The sequence below is a fragment of the Cohnella sp. GCM10012308 genome (assembly GCF_042649185.1).
GTDB lineage: Bacteria > Bacillota > Bacilli > Paenibacillales > Paenibacillaceae > Cohnella.
The window spans coordinates 51,958-69,669 of record NZ_JBHRYU010000038.1; the positions used below are offsets into that span (position 1 = coordinate 51,958).

Genomic DNA, 17,712 nt, shown 5'->3' on the forward strand with positions numbered 1-17,712 from the left:
ATGCTGTCTATTTTATGAGGCCAAACTTAGATTTTTTAGCCGGATAGCGGTTACGGCAGCCATCTCGCGGGTCACGGTGCCCGACGGATCGAAGGCCCCGGCGGCGCCGAGCAGAATGCCCTTGTCCGCCACCGCATTCACGTAAGGCAGGGCAGCCGTGCGAATGCTGGAGGCATCCCGCCAAGCCGTGCCGCTCTGCGACCCGGAAAGTCCGAAGGCGCGGCCGATCATGACGGCCATCTGCTCGCGCGTGATCGGATCGCCGGGCTTGAAAGCAGCCGCCGATACGCCGTTTACGATGCCGGCGCGGGCTGCTTGCATGACGGCCCCGTAATACCAGGCGGACGGCTGGATGTCGGCGAACGAGACTTCGCCGGTCGCGCCGGCGGTGCCAGGGGCTTGCGCTGCGTTCAGCCTGTCGCCGGCCAGCCTGACGAGCAGGGCGGCGAACTCGGCGCGCGTGATGCCTCGCTTCGGTTCGAAGCGGAGCGGAGAGGCGCTCGTGCCGGATAGCAGCTTGGCCGTATAAGCTTGATGCACGGCATCCGAGGCCCATCCGGCGATCTGCCGTTCGTCCGCGAAACGCTCGGCGGCGATCTTGTACAGCTCGGGAGCTCCAGTTGCATAACGGTCGTACGCGACCAGGGCCAGCATCGCTTGTTCCGTTGCGATGGCGTCGGAAGCGCCGCCCGGCGTGTGCGCGAAGCCGCCATCCGTCGTCCGGTACGCCAACAGCGCGTCCAGCAGGCCTCCGCCGGACTTGACGAAGGCGGAGCCGGCAGGATCGCGTCCCACGGCGGTCAGGCCGATGACGACCTGCGCGGCCGTTTCGCTATTCTCGTCGCGCTCGAGCTTAAAGCCGCCGTCCGGCAGCTGGACGGACGAGAGAAAGGCGACTGCGCGGTCGATCGCCGCCGCTGCAGCGGAGTTTATGCCGCCGATTCCCGCAGCGTTGGCTCCGGCGCCCGCGCCTTCGGCGGCACTCGCGTAAGGCATGAGCGCGGCCAGCGCCATCGCGGTGATGTCCGCGTTGCCGGCTTCGCCGGCGGCCAGCGGGAAGCTGCCGTCGGCGTTCTGCAGCGCGAGCAGCCAATCGACGAGCTTAGCACGCGTCCATACGGCGTCCGCCGGCACGTCGTAACCGCCGCTGTCGAGGGCGAGCAGCGCGAAGATCGGGCCGTTGGCGCCCTGGAGCGTCAGCTTGGCGTGGTTATACACCGCGGCGACGAGATCGTAGCCGGCGAACGCGCGGGGATCGGCTCCGGCCGCCCGAACGGCGAGGACGATGCGCTCCAGATCCGTCGCCTTGCGATACGCGCCGCCGGCCGCCTTCACTTGCGCAGCCAGCTCCACCAAGTAGGCTTCCGGAACGCCGCCGCCAGAGCGGCCGAGCGCGAAGGCCTCCCACTCGGACAGCTCGGCAGCCGGCTTGGCGAGCAGAAGCTTGCGGAGCGAAGCAATATTGGCTTTGTAGGCGATGCCGGATGCCGCGCCATCATTCTGCCCGCCGCCAGCGTCTCCGCCGGAGCCGGAGTTCGGGGCTCCTACGTCGGCGCCCAGATCGAGCGTGTAACGCCAGACGACCGTATCGCCCGGCTTTAGCCGATAAATGCTGGCGCTCCCGGCGGGATACGCGCCGCCAACCTCATACATCCAGCCGCTTTTCGGCCCGAGGTCGAGCTCGGACAGACCGTTGATGCTGCTCACGTACAGCGTTTCGCCCGACCCGGAGGACTTGACCTTCCCCGGGAGCGTGCGGTCGAGCACGGAGTAGGCCGTATCCCCGTTCTGCAGATCCACCTGCGTCGGGGGAAGCAGGGTGCCGCGCTGGGCGTCTCCGACGACCGAGAGCGTGACGGTACCCGTCGAAGCGCCGTCGGGATCGGTGTCCGCAGCCGCGGCGGGCGCTGCCAGGCAGACGGCCATTGCGACGATCAGCATGAGCGCCAGCGGCCAGGCGCGATATTTTCTGAGCGAAAGGGATAAGGTGTGGTGAAATATCGATCGGGCGTTCGGCATGGAGCGGACCTCGTTTCCGGTAAGATGGTGGCAGCGTGGGGGACCTAGTGGCTGACAAGATGGCGAGCAGACCACAAATCCGCTGATCGGGATGGCCGGCGGACCGTGGATTCGTTGTAAAGAATGCCAAGGCGGGCTACAGGGTTGCTGCCGGATGCTCGAGCGGACCACAGATCCGCTATATGGCCGGGATGGGGCCAATAGAACGACATAACGGACCACAGATCCGCTAAAGGCACGATTGGCGGCACGAAAGCATGCGAAAATAGGAAATAAGAGATCTGAAGTCCGTTGAGAAGCAAAAAAAACGGCTGGCAACCGAAATAGCGGATGGTGGGTCCGTTCGAATAAAGCGAGACTGCGCCGGACTGCCAAACACTAACTGAGCACCTATTTAGCAGCACAGAGTAACTATAGAGCAACTACAGAGTAACTACAGAGTAACTACAGAGTAACTACAGAGTAACTACAGAGTAACTACAGAGTAACTACAGAGTAACTACAGAGTAACTACAGAGCAACTACGAGCAATCGACGGACATTTGTCTCGCACTGCCGAGCATCGACCACACGCCAACTATGCAGTTACCTGCGCCGCAGCCCGCGCCCTTCGACACTTCCAAGCGCCGTCAATCTAAAAAAGCCCCTGCCGTAAACAGGGGCTGACATTCAATGACAAGACAAAGTCGAGCCGCGCAAGCGTCGTTCGCAGCGCATTCTCTTCCTCTAGCCCCCGAAGGAAGAAAAACGACGTTCAAGGCAGGTCTCCTGGCTCTTGCCTCATCGCTGACGCGGCGCCTTCCCGTCCGTCCGGACAGTGGCAACAAGCCGCATCGCTCCGCAATTACAGTGGCGGGACCGCGCCGGATTCGCACCGGCTTCCCTATTAAGCCCGCTCGCGCAAATCGCGTCGGGGCACCTTGCCGTCACTCGGCTATTCGATTCCTTCTCATGATAGACCCCCGTCGCCGCTTTGTCCATCGGGAGCGCCGAACAAGGCGATGAAGCGCCGCGCCGCGCGCGAGAGATAGCGGTCCTTGAGCCAGACGAGCCCGACCTCCGACAGCAGATCGGCGTCCCGGATCGCGCGGCGTTCGATGCCGGCCAGCGGGAACGTAGACATAACGGACTTCGGCAGCAGCGCCGCGCCGAAGCCGTGGGCGACCAGCGTGAGCGCGATGGCGACGCTGGCGCATTCGCAGAGGACGCGTGGTCTTAGCCCTGCGTCTGCGAAGGCGCGCATGATCGTCTCGTGCATGACGACCGTACGGTCCGTCTTCAGCGAGACCAGCGGGTATGCGGCCAGCTCCGCGAGGGACAGCGGTTCCGCGTCCGCGCCATACGCCAATCCGTCATGCGCCAATCCGCCCTGGGCCAGTCCGCCTTGCACAAATCCGCCTTGCATCGCCCCGCCTTGCATCACCCCGCCTTGCATCACCCCGCCTTGCATCACCCCGCCTTGCATCACCCCGCCTTGCATCACCCCGCCTTGCGCCATTCCATCCGGGATCAGTCCATCCGGCATCAGTCCGTCATACGCCGGGGCAGCGCCGCCTGACGTTTTCCAAGCGCCTGTCGGCAGCAAGGCGACGATCGGATCGGAAGGGAGCGGCCGGATCTCGTAGCGGTCCTCGCCGCCGGGCGCCTCGAACGGCAGCCGCGCGACGGCGATCTCGATCTCGCGCCGGTCCAGCCGTTCGCCGAGCAGATGGTGGTCGCCTTCGCTCAGCTTGAAGCTCACGTCAGGATACCGTTCCCTGAATCGGCGGAGCGGGCCGGGAAGCAGCGAGGTGCAGGATACGACGGCGCCGACCGACAGCACCCCGCGCATGCCCCCGTCCAGCTCCCGCACCTCCGTCACCGTCTCCTCCAGCTGGCGGAGCAATCCGGCCGAACGCTCGCGGAGACGCTCCCCGGCCGGCGTCAGCCGCAGCCGTCTGCCCGAACGGTCGAAGAGCGCGACGCCGAGCTCCTCCTCGATCAGCCGCATCTGCCGGCTTAGCGGCGGCTGCTCCATATGAAGCTTTTTGGCCGCGGACGTGATCTGGCCTTCCTCGGCCACCGTCAAAAAATAACGTATCTGCCTGAGATCCATAGCCCGCACTCCTCTTGCCCTCTCACTTCAACATACCTCAAAGGTATGTTACATGTATAAACCAGATATTTTAAATATATTTCCGTCCGCGTTATTCTACAAGCAACACTTTGTTGGAGGGAATCGCGATGGAACGGAGCGCGCAGAAAAGCATGCCATTGGATGGAATCAGAGGGCTTCAGAGCAGGGTACCGCCGGTCAGGAAAAAGCGCAAGGGGCGGAAGCCGGCCCGGAACGCGCTAGTTGGAAGCGGAGAGATCGCAGCGAGTGCGACGTTTGACGTCGCTGCGGCCGCGCCCGCCAGCTCTGTTCCTTCGCAAGCCGCCCGCAAGCTTCGCGAGCTGCTGGAGGGGCCGGGCGGGCTCGGCTTCGGGCGTTATTTTACCGATCATATGCTGCTTATGGACTACGAGGAAGGCGCCGGCTGGAGCGAGCCGCGAATCGTGCCCTACGGACCGCTGTCGGTAGACCCGGCGGCAAAAGTGTTCCATTACGGACAGACGGTATTCGAGGGCATGAAGGCGTTCAAGTGGAAGGATGGCCGGGCGAGACTGTTCAGGGCGCTGGATCACGTCCGTCGGCTGAACCGATCCTGCGCGCGCATGTGCGTGCCGAAGGTAGACGAAGGGCGCGTGCTGCGCGCGCTGGAGCGGCTCGTGGCCGTGGACGCGGACTGGATTCCCGACGCGCCGGGCACCTCGCTGTATATCCGTCCATTCGTCATCGCGACCGAGACGCAGCTCGGCGTGGCGCCTTCCCGGTCGTACCGGTTCGTCGCGATCTGCTCGCCGGTCGGCGCCTATTACGCGGAGGGCGTGCGTCCTGTTCCGATTTATGTGGAAACCGAGTATGTGCGCGCTGTCGCCGGCGGCGTGGGAGACGCCAAAACGGCGGGGAACTATGCGGCGGGGCTCAAGGCGCAGGAGACGGCTGCGCGGATGGGCTGCTCTCAGGTGTTGTGGCTGGACGGCGTCAAGCGCGAGTACGTCGAGGAGGTGGGGAGCATGAACGTGTTTTTCCGTTTCGGCGACGAGGTCGTCACGCCGCCGCTCCGCGGCAGCATTCTGGCCGGGGTCACCCGGGATTCGGCGATAACGCTGCTCCAGGACTGGGGCATACCCGTCAGCGAGCGTCCGATCGCGATCGGAGAGGCAGGGGCGGGGTTGCGGGACGGCCTGCTGCGCGAGGCGTTCGGTACGGGCACGGCTGCGGTCGTCTCCCCGATCGGCAGCCTGCATTGGCAGGGGGAGCGGCTGACCGTCGGCGACGGGGAGCCCGGCGAGCTGTCGAAAAGGCTGTACGAGACGCTGTCCGGCATTCAGCGCGGCGAGCTGCCGGATGCGCACGGCTGGATGGCGCTCGTGCCCGCGGCGGCCGAATAGTCCTGCCGTGGCGGGCGAGGGCCGGTGATGATATCATCGGTGTACCGGCCCTCGGGCCGATCGCCCGGCCAACAGCCAGAGAGAAGGTTCTTTTTATATGATAACGCTCATCGTACTGCTCGCCGTCGTCGTTCTGCTGGTCGCGGCCGTCTACGCGGTGCTCGCCTTGGATCCGGTCTTCGGCGCGCAGGCTTACCGGAACCCGGGCCACCGCCTCCACAAGTCTCCGCAATTCAAAGCGGGCAAATTCCGCTACCCGCTGCCGACCTCGATGGCGACGTCGACGGCGGACAAGCTGTCCATGCTCCGCGACTTCGCCAAGCGCCGTCCGGACGCGCGGCCCGCGCCCGGCCGTCTCCCCGTCGTGAAGCTCGACACGGCCGCGATCGGCCGTCCGGGGCCGCTCCGCGTCACCTGGTTCGGCCATTCCGCGTCGCTGCTCGAGCTGGGCGGCCGTACGATTCTCCTCGATCCGATGCTGGGCCGCGCCCCCTCGCCGTTTCCCCGCTTCGGCGGCAGGCGCTACGCCGACGAGATGCCCTTCGCGATCGAGGAGCTGCCGCCCATCGACGCGGTTCTCTTTTCGCACGACCATTACGATCACCTGGACTATGGTACGATACGCCGGCTGCATGCCAAGGTCGGCCGATTTTTCGTACCGCTCGGCGTCGGCGCGCATTTGCGCCGTTGGGGCGTGGACGAGAGCCGCATCGAGGAGCATGACTGGCACGAGACGTTCGAATGGGAAGGGCTGCGGCTGTCTTGCCTGCCGGCCCGGCATTTTTCGGGCAGAGGGCTGACAGGGCGGGACGCGACCCTGTGGTGCGCCTGGGCGATCGAAGGCGGCGGCCAAAAGGTGTTCTTCAGCGGAGACAGCGGCTACGGTCCGCACTTCGCGGAGATCGGCGAGCGCTTCGGTCCGTTCGATCTCACGCTCATGGAATGCGGACAGTACGATCCGCGCTGGGCGGCGATCCATATGTCGCCGGAGGAGACCGTTCAAGCCCATGTCGACGTGCGGGGAGCGACGCTGCTGCCGATTCACTGGGGCGCGTTCACGCTGGCGCTGCACGACTGGAACGATCCGGTCAGGAGGGCTTCCGCCGAAGCGGCCCGCAGAGGCGTGCGGCTCATCGCGCCCCGAATCGGAGAGACCGTCGCAATCGACGGCACGGACGCAGGTCCCGCTGCGGAATGGTGGAGGTAATTCAGCCTCATGCCTAAAATCGTCTATGTCGCGCTTATCGTGCTCAGTCTCATCTGGGGCGGGTCGTTTTACTTTATCAAAGTGCTGGTGGAAGACTTCGGGTCGTGGGGCGTCTCTTTTCTCCGGTCCGCGTTCGGCCTCGTCTCCGTGACGGCGATCATGCTGGCGCTGCGCAAGCCGTTCGGGCTCCGCGGCATCCGTTGGCCCGCGCTGGCCTTCGTCGCGATCGTGAACACGGCCTTGCCGTGGTTCCTTATCGCGCACAGCGAGACCCGGCTCGACAGCAGCGTCGCCTCGATCCTCAACGCGACGACGCCGCTCTGGACGATCATCATCGGCGTAGCTGCGTTTCGCGCGTCCTCGAACCGTTACCAGTGGCTGGGCATCGGGATCGCCTTCGCAGGCGTCGTGCTCCTGCTTGGCATCACGCCGTCCGCCGTTTCCTCGATCGACGTTGCCGGCCTGCTGCTCATGCTGTCCGCGACGCTGTGCTACGGGCTGGGCTCGCAGTTGTCCAAGCGGGTGCTGGCCGGCTATTCCATGTACCAGCTGACCTTCGGCACGCTGCTCTGCAGCACGGTCGCGAGCGGCATCATGACGCTGGTCGCCGAGCCCTTCCCGATCGAGCGGCTCGCGGACGGCACGAACCTGCTGATGCTGCTGGGACTCGGCGTCTTCGGCTCCGGCGTCGGCTACATTCTGTTTTACTACATCATCCTGGCGGCGAGCGCCGAGTTTGCCACGATGGTCACTTACCTCGTGCCCTGCACGGCGCTGGTCTGGGCGTACACGCTGCTCGGCGAGCACATCGGCTGGAACATGCTTGCCGGACTGGTCGTGATCCTCGGGGGCGTCTATCTGGCGGGGAAAAAGAAAAAAACGTTGCCTGTAAGGCCGGCGGCCGGGTCATAGCGGCATACAGGTGCCGCAGCGCGAAAGGACGATCGTCTTCAGCCGTGGGACTGGGGGCGCTCGTTTTTTCGTGCTGAGGCCCGCCGCGGGTGCGGGAGCTGTCCCGGCGCGAGCTTGGTCTATTCCGTACGATGAACAGCGAAGCTGCCTTTCGCGCGGCTGGCCTCGCACTCCGCAAGCAGCGGCCGCAGCCGCTCCTCCCAGATCGCACGCGGACTGTAACGCTGCCGGACCGCGGTCTTGGCGCGCAGCACGGGATTATCCGCGAGCACCTTCGCGATCTCTGTCGCGTGCTCGCGCAGGTACGCTTCCTCCGACGGGGAGTAAGCTTCTGCGGTATCGAAGCCGAAGTTGCGCGCGTCCCAACGCATCATATACGCGCCAAGCGGCCGCCCGAGCTCGGCGAGCGCCGGAACGGCTTCGTTCAGCACCAGCAGATTGCCGCGGCTGGCTGCCTCAAGCACGACGAGGCCGAACGACTCTGAGAAAGACGGGCAGACGAACAGATTGGCGAGCCCGAACAGCTCCATGACGCTGCGATGGGGATAGCCTTCGTTCCAGCCGAGATCCGAGGTGAAAACGACTTCGGCGCTGCCTCTCTCCCGATTCATGGAAGGCTTCTCGCAGAGTGCTGAGAAAACGCGGTCAGCCGCGAGGCGAATCGTCTGTTTGTAGGCGGACGGGTCGGCATCCATCGCGGGAAAGTCGCAGCACACAAGCTTCACGCGCAGGCCCGCGACGGCCGCCGTCGCGCCGGCGAGCGCGGCGGCTTTGTCGAACCGCTTGGCCGGCGTCAGCCTGCCGGGATACACGATCAGCACGTCGGGAGAGAGCAGATCCGTGGCGGCTGCGAGCCGCTTCGTATCCGGCGAAGCATGGGCAAGCGGGTCAAGCCCGTTGGGCATCACCCTGCAGTCCGATTCGGAGACGCCGTATTGACGGGCAAGCGCCGGTATGCCGGACGCCGTCGGGTAGAGATGCAGCGTGTTCGGCATCGGCTTGTAGCGTGCGGAGAACGGCCAGGCCGATCGGAGCGGCCGAGGCGCGGGAGCGGAGTGGACCATCGACAGAAACCGGACGTGCGGCAGCGCCAGTTGGGCTCTGCGGATAGCCACGTTGTGTACGAGATGCCAGCCTTGGTACAGGATGTCGTGCATGATGCAGACGTCCGCGTCTTCCAGCTTGCGGACGAGGTCGGCGGCGATCGTCTCCGTCTCGGCGTCGAACCGGTCGTGCGTACGCCCGGCCGCCTGCGTATAATCCCGCCAGTGAATGATCTCGCCATCAAGCCGGTTGGCGACCGGGACCCAGGCGAGCCGCTCGTCCAGATAGGCGCCGTAGCGCTCGGAGCGGGGGCAATCCTCGGAAACGAGCAGCCGCACGTTCACGCCCGCGTCCAGCAGCATGCGAAGCTGCAGCTCCGCCACCTGGACGAGGGAATAGGTCTGGGACAGGCCGTTGAACATCGTGAGCAGGGCAACCTTCATCCTTCGCGGCCCCCTTATCCTCCGGATCTTTTTCTTCTCTTATGTTAACGGCTCGCTGCGTATGCATAAGGACAGGCAGAGCCGTCGTACAGATGGGAGGAGCGACGGAGTGGAGGGATGAGATGGCTTGCGGCAATCTGGGCATCGCGAACGATTTTAATTTGTTTATTTTCGGGGACCATACGCAATCCAACGTCGACGCGGAGGGAAGAGTCGCCGTTGGCGGCAATGCGACGTACGCGAACTACGGCGTCGGCGATACGCTGCCGGTTTCGACGACCCGGCCCGACCTGATCATACAGGGCAACGTGAACATTACGAACGGTACGAATTTTGCGGGAAACACGGTCGTCTATCCTGGCAGCACGGTATTGACGTATACGATGACCAACAACAACCGCGTACCCGACCAGCCGCTGCGCGGGGCGCCGATCGACTTCGCCTCGGCGGAGCGGGAGCTGACCGAGCTGTCGCTTAATCTGTCGGCGTTGACGCCGAACGGCACGGCGAGCAACAACTTCGGACAGATCGTCCTCGCGGGCACGGATCCGGCGCTGAACGTCTTCACGTTCGGCGGCAACAACGTAGACGGCAACGGCCTGCGCCTCGACACGGCAAACGGCATCAATCTGGCGATTCCGGCGGGATCCACGGCCGTAATCAACGTCGGGGACAACGACGTAGGATTCGGCAGCTACCAGATTTTCATCAACGGCGCGGCTGCCAATCGGGGCAACGTCTGTCCCATTCTCTGGAACTTTTTTCAGGCATCTGTCGCCTTCAATCAAAATATCGCGATCGCGGGCTCCGTGCTGGCGCCTAGCGCGAACTGGCAGGCGAGAGGCTTCGGCAACATCGACGGTACGATGGTGGCGGCATCGCTCGTCAACGTGGGCGGCTCGATCGAAGCGCACAACGTTCCGTTTTGCGGCTGCCTGCCCGTCCAGCCTGGTACGACGACAACCACGACAACTACAACGACCACAACGACCACAACGACAACAACAACCTCGACTGAACTGCCTACTACAACGACAACAACCTCTACTGAACCGCCCACTACAACGACAACCACGACCGCAACCGAGCTGCCGACGACAACCACGACGACCACGACTACACCGGTGCCGCCGACCACGACGACATCCGTGCCGTCGACCACGACGACGATCGTGCCGCCGACGACGGCGAGCACTTCAACGAGCGCGGGCGGCGGCTCAGCGATCGTGCCGCCGATCGCGGGACCGCTGATCACGGCGGTCAAGACGGCGAACGTCCAAGCCGCGTCGCTCGGTGACATCATTCGCTTCACGCTTACCGTGAGCAATGTGGGGACGGCGCCGGGCGAGGCAGTGCTGAACGACGATCTGCCGCAAGGATTGCTGTTCATCCCGGCCAGCGTCGTCATAAACGGCGTACCCGCTAGAGCGCAGGATCTGACGGAGTCGACGCTGCTCGGCGTTATTGTGCCCGGAGAGACGGTCATCGTCGAATTCGAAGCCATCGTGGCCACCTATCCGGCAAGCGGAAGTATCGTGAACAGGGGCTCCGTCATCGCGTTGACGCCGGGAACCGCGCCGCCGCGCTGCAGCCTGGGCGAGGCGGCGATCGACGCGCCGCCCGGCGTGCCGCCGATTCCGAATCAGATGCTCCCGGTCGTCCTCGTATTCAAGCCGGGAATTACGCCGCTGCCGGGTCAAGCGGGAATCGCGGGTCCGTTCGTAATGCCGAACGGGACGTTCGAATTCGCCGAGGCCGTGACCGCGCCGGGAATTACGCTGGCCCCCATTCGCGGCGTCACGCTCGGAGACCCGCTGGGCGTGGCGTCGCCCATCGAGCAGGCGGCGCCGATCCCGGTCGCCTTGCCCGCCTTGAAGCCCGGTTCGAGCCTCATCGTGTTCCAGCGCGCGTTCAACAATGCCTTTTTCGTCGGTCAACGTATCACTTACAGCATCTTCGTAATCAACGACGGGCGTTTGCCGGTCGTCGCGGCCATATTGCGGGATACGCTGCCCCCCGAATCGCAATTTATCGACGGGACGGTACGCGTGAACGACCGGCTTATGCTTCAGGAAGATCCGGACAGGGGCATCCAGATCGGTCCGCTGTCGCCCGCCCAGGGCGCGGTCGTGCGCTACGACCTGCTGATTACGGGCAAACCGGGCAGCGCGTCGGTCGTTAATTCGAGCCAAGTGTCCGCGACCTTCCTTCGGGCCGACAACGGGATCGAATCCGGCCGGTTCGCTTCGCAGCCGATCTCCAATCCGTTGCTGCCGATCAGCCTGGATCCGTTCTTCGGCTTCGTGAAGCAAGCGTCCAAGGCCAACGTTGCCGTCTGGGATACTTACCGTTACGATTTTGTCATTCGCAATACGTCGAGGACCCTGGTCGCGGAGAACGTCACGTTGTTCGATACGTTGGCTGCGCCGCTCCAGTTCGTCTCGGGCAGCCTCAGGCTGGACGGCATCGCCCAGCTCGATCCGCAGGTAGGCTTCGACCTCGGCGGGCTGGCGCCTGGTGCGACGCGTCGCGTCTCGTTCGAAGTGCGCGTCATGTTCCACCCGAACGGCAACAAAATCGTGAACCAGGCGGGTATGTTCTTCGAGTTCCGCTTCGAGGGAGTCTGCTATCGCGGGGGCGTTCTGTCCAACGAATCCATCGTGTTCGTAGCGGAGGACGAGGAGGAGTAGGGGATGCGATGCGCCTGGCCGCCAACCGATCAGGCGCCCTTCTCCGGCGGCGTCAAAATGATCTGCCCGTCGCTCAGCTCCAGCCTGACCTTATTCGTATCTTTAATGCCGATCGCCTGGAGATAGTCCGCAGGCACCTGAAGCCGCCCGGCTTTGTCCAATATTGCATATTCGACATGCGACTCTTCCTGCTCGAGGCCCGCCTCGAGCTCCTTTAATTCCTCGTCGTAAGACTTGCGCCGCAGCATCTCCGAGCTGATCTTGCCGTCCCGGATCGCGACGACGCGGTCGACCTTTCTCGCGAGCAGCGGGTCGTGCGTGACGATGACGATGGTCAGGTTCAGCTGCCGGTTGAGGTCGCGGAACAGATCGAGGATCTGCTCGGCCATGCGGGAGTCGACCGAGCCGGTCGGCTCGTCGGCCAGCAATAGTCTGGGCTGGTTGGCGAGCGCGATGGCGATGGCGACCCGCTGCTGCTCGCCGCCCGACAGCTGATGCAGCTTATTGCGCGCCCGGTGTCCGAGTCCGACCGCCTCCAGCAGCTCCAGCGCCCGCAGCCGCTTGCGCCGGCCGGACAGCAGAATCGGCAGCTCCACGTTTTCCAGCGCGGTCAGATACGGGATGAGGTTGCGGGCGTTGTTCTGCCAGACGAAGCCTACGCTCTCTCGCTTGTAGCGGACGAGCTCCGCTTCCTTCATCTTCAGCATGTCTTTGCCGTCGACGGTGAGGGAGCCTGCCGTCGGCCGATCCAGCCCGCCCAGCATGTTGAGCAGCGTAGATTTGCCGCTCCCGCTGTTGCCGATGATCGCCATGAGCTCCCCGCTTTCGACCGACAGATCGAGCCCTTGCAGGGCGAATACTTCAAGATTCGAGGCTTTGTATATTTTCACCAAGCCGTCGCATTGGATCATCGATTAATCCTCCCCCAGCTTGAGCGCTTGATGAATGCGAATGCGCGTGAGCATAAATCCAAGTATGCCGAGCCCGATCGCCAGCATGAGGAACACCGTCGAATAGAGCCTGATATAGTCCATGCGCGCGAAGATGACTTCGAAGGGCGGGACCAAGGTGCTCGGATTGAAGGCGATCTGGAAATGGGGCACGTAAAGACGCGCGGCCAGATTGCCGACGATGATGCCGATCGCGACAGCGACGCCCGACGTGAGCAGCTGCTCGACGGCCAGCATGCCGGCCATCTGCCGGACGGACAGGCCGAGCGCGCGCATGACGCCGTTCTGCAGCGCGCGGCTGCGGAGCGACAACACCCAGTACAGCATGAAGCCGACGAAGCTGACGAGGATCGATAAAATGAAGCCCAGCGTCAAGATGCCGTTAAGCGCAAGCAGGAACGGATCGTTTTTCGCTTCGATCAGCTCCGTCTGCGCATTGCGCACGGAAGCCGTCGCGATAGGGCTGTCCGCCAGCGCTTGATAAAACTCGGCGGATTTAAAGCCGGGCTTCATCTTCAGCCACACCTCGTAAGGCTCAAGCCCGAGCTGGAATTGGATGCGGGACAGATGGCCGACGATGAGCATCGGGGCGTTCGCCTGCGCGGCCGTTTCGCCGGCGGTCACTGAACCGGTCGGAGGCAGCGGATTAAACGTCGGGAAATAATCGATCGTGCCGTAAACGGTAAACGGCGCCTGCTGCACGTTGTCCCAACCGATCCATATCGTATCGCCCGGCTTCACCTTCATCTGCGCGGCGAGCGAGGCCGAGACGAGCACCGCCTTGGAATCGCCGGCAATTAGATTGAGGTACTCGTAGAATGGATGCGCGAGCAGGCTGTTCTTGAACCAGGCCGTGCGGCCGAAGTCGTCGGTGTCGATGCCGATCAGCGTCGCCTTGCCCGAACTGCTCGCAGCCTCGCCTTCGCCGGCTGCGCTGAAGCCGACCGATTTTCGGAACACTTTGGCGGCTTGTTCTACGCCGGGCAGCTTCGTGTAGGGATCGAAGGACGGCTCCACATAGTGGACGACGCTTGAACCCATCGTTGCCGGCGCTTGCTCGGATGCAGGGCTGCCGGGCGCAGGAGGCGCGGGCTTGTCGTTGGGCCACTGGGCCTTCACGACGATGTCCGAGCCGGCCGAGTAGCGGATGCGGTCGGCCGTGTTCTCATTGATCGTACGGGCGGCGCTGGCGCCGAACAGGCCCGTGGCGATCGTCAGGATGAGGAAGATCATCAGAAACTGATATTGGCTGTTCGAACGGCCGACCTGGATAAGCGTGTAGTAGACGGAAGGGCTCCACCATCTGCGCCCGGCCAAGTAGACGAGCCTCAAAAGATATGGATACAGCCTGAGCAGCAGAAGGCCCCCGCCAAGGATGAACAAGGCCGGAACGATGAATTGCAGCGGGTCGATGCGCAGGTCGTCCGTGTCCAGTCCGAGTCGCTGAAGGTCCTGCAGCCTCGAGCGGAAGGTGTACAGTCCGTAGATGGCCAGCCCCAGCGCGATCAGATCCAGGCACAGCTTGTGCCAGAGCGGCGTCTTGCCTTGGCGGGCCAGCTGCTGCTTGTGGCCGACGATGTTCGCTCGCGTCGCGAGACCGACGGATACCATCAGCATGAGGAAGCAGGCGGCAGCCGCGCACGCGCCGTAGCGATAGGCTTCGGCCGTCAAATGGACGGGTAAGCCGGCGCGCTGAACGAAGGACAGAAATCCGCCGGAAGCGCCGAGCACCTTCGTGAGCAGCAGCCCGAGCGGGGGGCCGGCGGCGAGCGCCAGTCCGCTCAGCAGCAAGCTCTCGGCGGCGAACGAGAGCAGAATCTGCATGCGGGACGCGCCCCGGCTGCGGAGCACGGCAATCTCGTTTTTCTGCCGTCCGGCGATCAGGTTGGACACCATGAACATATAGAAGCCAAGCATGATCAATACGGGCATGTTGAGCGACCATACGAGCTTTTGAACCTGCTTCGCGCGTTCCTGGTAACGCGCGATCGTCTTCTCCGCGGGGAAGCTGAATTCGTTGCGGAAAAGCGCGACCCTGCTGTTGGCCGTCGTCTGGATCCGCTTGGCGGCCGCTTCGAACCGGGCAAGACCGGACACTTCCAGCTTGGCGTAGTCGAGCACGACATACCAGCCGGCCGTAAATACAGGGACGACGCCCGCCTGCACGAACTCGCGATCGAACAGCTTCTCGTCGACGAGAAACGACTGCGAGAGCGATTCGAACGAAGGATCGCGATAGTACGGATCGTCCTCGCGCAGCGGTTCGATGATGCCGACGGGCTTGATCAGAATTTTGCGGTTCAGCTTGGAATCGCCGACTTCGAGCACGACGCCGAGCACGCTTCTGAAGTTGTTCAACGCCGCCTCGGTCACGAGCGCTTCATAGACCCCGTCCTTAACCTCCGACGAAGGCAGGACGCCGTCCTTTAGGCGGATATGCTGCTGCAGCCCTTCAAGGCTCGTGAACCGGCCGCTTCGGCTTGCGTTTTTGCGTTCTTTTTCCGGCAGCCCTTGCCGGTAGACGCTAAATCTCTCCGTATTTGACTCCCTGACGATATCGACGATCGGCAGGCCGAATGCGGGGGCCCCTTCTTTTTTTACGAAGGCGTCGAGCTCGGATATGATCTGGCCGCGCTGCGCGGTCGTCTGCGCGTCGAACGACACGCGCGACCAGACGGCTCCCGAATAGACGCCTGACTTCTGCTGCGCGGTCTGCAGATCCTTGACCAGCATCCGCGAGAGCGTCGCTTCCTTGTAGATCGGCATGCTGCCAACCAGCGCCACCGAGATGAGAATGCCGAGGAAAAGGCTGACCACCAGCCATATGTTCTGTGCCATCTTGCGCAATATCATGACCGACAAAGCCATGGTGCGATCCTCCCGATGCCCGATTTCTATTGCAGTACGACGCTGTCGCCTTCGGACAGACCGGTCACGATCTCGACTTCGGTCGGAGCGGAGATGCCGGGTTCGACGTCGACCTCCCGAAGCTTGCCGTCCTGCAGCACGCGCACGTAGTTGCGCCCCATGCTGGTGCGAAGGCCGCTGCGGGGAATCTTAATGACGCCGTCTTTGTGCTGAAGGATGATCCGGATATTGACGCTTTGGCCAAGCCGGGCGCCTTCGGGCAGTTTAGGGACGCTAAAATACAAGGTCGTCGCGTATTTCTCGGCAAGCTGCTTGTTTTGCGACTGCGGCGCGCTCGCCGGGGTCTGCGACACCTTCGCTTCGAATTTGATCTCCTTGTTGTCCGAATCGTTATAAGTGACTTCGGCTTTAAAGCCGATCTCGGCTTTGCCGGCTTGCTCGGCGGAGGCGCCCGTCGTCACGAGCTGCATTTTGGTCAGATTGGCGACCTTCACGATGGTCTGGTAGGCATCCACGTAATCGCCGGGCTGCAGTTCCTCCACGAAGACGACCTGGCCGTCTATCTTCGAATAGAGCAGCTTGTTATCGAGCTGTTCGCGCAGGCGGTCGTATTTCATTTGCTCGATATCTCTCTGCAGCGTCGCCACGCGAAGCGCGGACTGGCTGTCCTCGTCCTTTTTGTCCCCGTACTGCTTGTCTGCGGACTTCAGCTCCGCCTTTGCCCGCAGGAGCGAGATTTCCTGCTCCTTCACGCGCAGATCCAGGTCGTCCAGCACGAGCTCGGCGAGCAGGTCCCCCTTTTTGACCGTCTGTCCGGAGGTGACCTCGATTTTGGAGATGCGCCCGCCCGTTCCGGTAAATTGGGCGACGTCGGAGACCAGGGATTCGAACGTCCCGCCCAGCTGCAGCGCGTTTTCGATCGGCCCCTTTACCGCTTTGACCGTTTGGTAGTTTTCGGCGGCGGGCTTGACCAGCGGCGGCGCGAGCGCCTCTTCTTCGCGAGGGAGCAGCGAGCAGCCCGCCAGCGCGCCGCCAAGCAGCAAGGCCATTCCAGCGGCGGCAATGCGTCTAGACCTGTGAGACAATTTGACCATCCTCCAGTTCGTAAATGTGGTCGACGATCTCCATGATGGCCGGGTCGTGCGTCGTCATCACGATCGACAGGCCGCTTTGCTCGACGAGATCCCGGAACAGCTTGATAATATGCAGACCGGTCTTCGAATCCAGCTCGGCCGTCGGCTCGTCCGCCAGCAGCAGCCGCGGCTTGTGGGCGATCGCCCTGGCGATGGCCGTGCGCTGCTGCTCGCCGCCCGAGAGCTCGAAGGGCCGGTGGTGCATTCTCGGCTTCAGGCCGACCTGCTCGAGCGCCTGAATAGCCGCTTCTTGCCGATTCTCCTTGGGGCTCGCGCTGATCCGCAGCACGAACTCCACATTCTCGTAAGCGGACATCAGCGGAAACAGGGCGAACGATTGAAAGATAAGGCCGATCTCTTTGCGCCGCAGCGCATCCCGCTCGCCGTCGCTCATCGCCGTGAGGTCCCGGCCGGCGAACGCAATCTTGCCGTCGGTCGGTCGGTCGAGCGCGCCAAGCAGGTTGATCAGCGTCGTCTTGCCAGAGCCCGAACGGCCCTTGAGGACGACAAGCTTGGCGGCCGGGATCGCGAGATCGATTCCCTTTAATACCTCGACGGTCCCTTGTCCGCTGTTGAAGGCGCGCTTCAATCCGGAAACGCTTACAATGGTTGCTGCTTTGGCTGACTGCAAAGAACCTCCACACCTTTCATCTAAAAAAACGTCGCGTAAAAAACAGTCGCGCCGGACGGAAGGGATGGTCCGACAGTATCCGGCTCGCGTTATATCGCTTGTCATGTATGGAAGTATTATACATCCTTAAATGATCCGTCACTATAATCGATCCTCACATGATGAGGCGTTTTTTTATGTTTGTGGGGGAAAGAAGCGTTTATCGCAAAATGAGCAGTACCGGAAAGGACGAGACCGTGCAGTCCAGCCATGTTTATATTTCAAAAAAATCGTTGAAACCTAATGTTTTTTGACTATGGTCTGTTGTTTTTGGTCTAGGAAGCGGCCGGCGATTTTTT

11 protein-coding genes and 1 riboswitch are annotated in these 17,712 nt (G+C 63.0%); of the genes, 4 read left to right on the top strand and 7 right to left on the bottom strand.

Features of this window, described 5'->3' with window-relative positions:
• Positions 1-12: 12 nt before the first annotated feature.
• Positions 13-2,019, bottom strand: a complete 2,007-nt coding sequence (locus ACFOTD_RS29300; protein WP_378123506.1) for an S-layer homology domain-containing protein — start codon at positions 2,017-2,019, stop codon at positions 13-15.
• A gap of 741 nt (positions 2,020-2,760) precedes the next feature.
• Positions 2,761-2,956: riboswitch (cobalamin riboswitch) on the bottom strand.
• Positions 2,957-2,968: 12 nt separating this feature from the next.
• Entirely contained in the window at positions 2,969-4,114 is a 1,146-nt protein-coding gene (locus ACFOTD_RS29305) for a LysR family transcriptional regulator (protein ID WP_378123507.1), read from the bottom strand.
• A 128-nt stretch (positions 4,115-4,242) separates the two neighbouring features.
• Here ACFOTD_RS29305 and ACFOTD_RS29310 point away from each other — a divergent pair, with 128 nt between their 5' ends.
• The 3 genes from ACFOTD_RS29310 (at position 4,243) to ACFOTD_RS29320 (ending at position 7,615) form a co-directional block, all read left to right on the top strand.
• A complete protein-coding gene (locus ACFOTD_RS29310; RefSeq protein WP_378123508.1) occupies positions 4,243-5,496 on the top strand; it encodes a branched-chain amino acid aminotransferase in 1,254 nt (417 codons plus the stop codon).
• A 97-nt stretch (positions 5,497-5,593) separates the two neighbouring features.
• A complete protein-coding gene (locus ACFOTD_RS29315; protein ID WP_378123509.1) occupies positions 5,594-6,703 on the top strand; it encodes an MBL fold metallo-hydrolase in 1,110 nt (369 codons plus the stop codon).
• 9 nt (positions 6,704-6,712) lie between these two features.
• Positions 6,713-7,615, top strand: a complete 903-nt coding sequence (locus tag ACFOTD_RS29320; protein ID WP_378123510.1) for a DMT family transporter — start codon at positions 6,713-6,715, stop codon at positions 7,613-7,615.
• Between the two features lie 119 nt (positions 7,616-7,734).
• Here ACFOTD_RS29320 and ACFOTD_RS29325 read toward each other — a convergent pair whose 3' ends face one another.
• Positions 7,735-9,102: a glycosyltransferase gene (locus ACFOTD_RS29325; protein WP_378123511.1), complete on the bottom strand. Its 1,368-nt coding sequence runs from the start codon at positions 9,100-9,102 to the stop codon at positions 7,735-7,737.
• Between the two features lie 122 nt (positions 9,103-9,224).
• Here ACFOTD_RS29325 and ACFOTD_RS29330 point away from each other — a divergent pair, with 122 nt between their 5' ends.
• A complete protein-coding gene (locus ACFOTD_RS29330; RefSeq protein ID WP_378123512.1) occupies positions 9,225-11,792 on the top strand; it encodes a choice-of-anchor A family protein in 2,568 nt (855 codons plus the stop codon).
• A 29-nt stretch (positions 11,793-11,821) separates the two neighbouring features.
• On the opposite strand, the gene ACFOTD_RS29335 is transcribed toward ACFOTD_RS29330, so the two are convergent.
• The 4 genes from ACFOTD_RS29335 to ACFOTD_RS29350 are packed head-to-tail and all read right to left on the bottom strand — an operon-like array spanning position 11,822 to position 17,374.
• Positions 11,822-12,703, bottom strand: coding sequence for an ATP-binding cassette domain-containing protein (locus ACFOTD_RS29335; protein ID WP_378123513.1), 882 nt, complete (start codon positions 12,701-12,703; stop codon positions 11,822-11,824).
• 3 nt (positions 12,704-12,706) lie between these two features.
• Complete coding sequence (locus tag ACFOTD_RS29340; protein ID WP_378123514.1) at positions 12,707-15,610, bottom strand: ABC transporter permease; 2,904 nt, start codon at positions 15,608-15,610, stop codon at positions 12,707-12,709.
• Positions 15,611-15,636: 26 nt separating this feature from the next.
• The gene (locus ACFOTD_RS29345) at positions 15,637-16,695 is read right to left on the bottom strand and encodes an efflux RND transporter periplasmic adaptor subunit (protein ID WP_378123515.1); all 1,059 of its coding nucleotides are present in this window, start codon (positions 16,693-16,695) and stop codon (positions 15,637-15,639) included.
• Entirely contained in the window at positions 16,679-17,374 is a 696-nt protein-coding gene (locus ACFOTD_RS29350; protein ID WP_378123516.1) for an ABC transporter ATP-binding protein, read from the bottom strand. Before ACFOTD_RS29350 ends, ACFOTD_RS29345 begins: the two co-directional genes overlap by 17 nt.
• Positions 17,375-17,712: the final 338 nt, after the last annotated feature.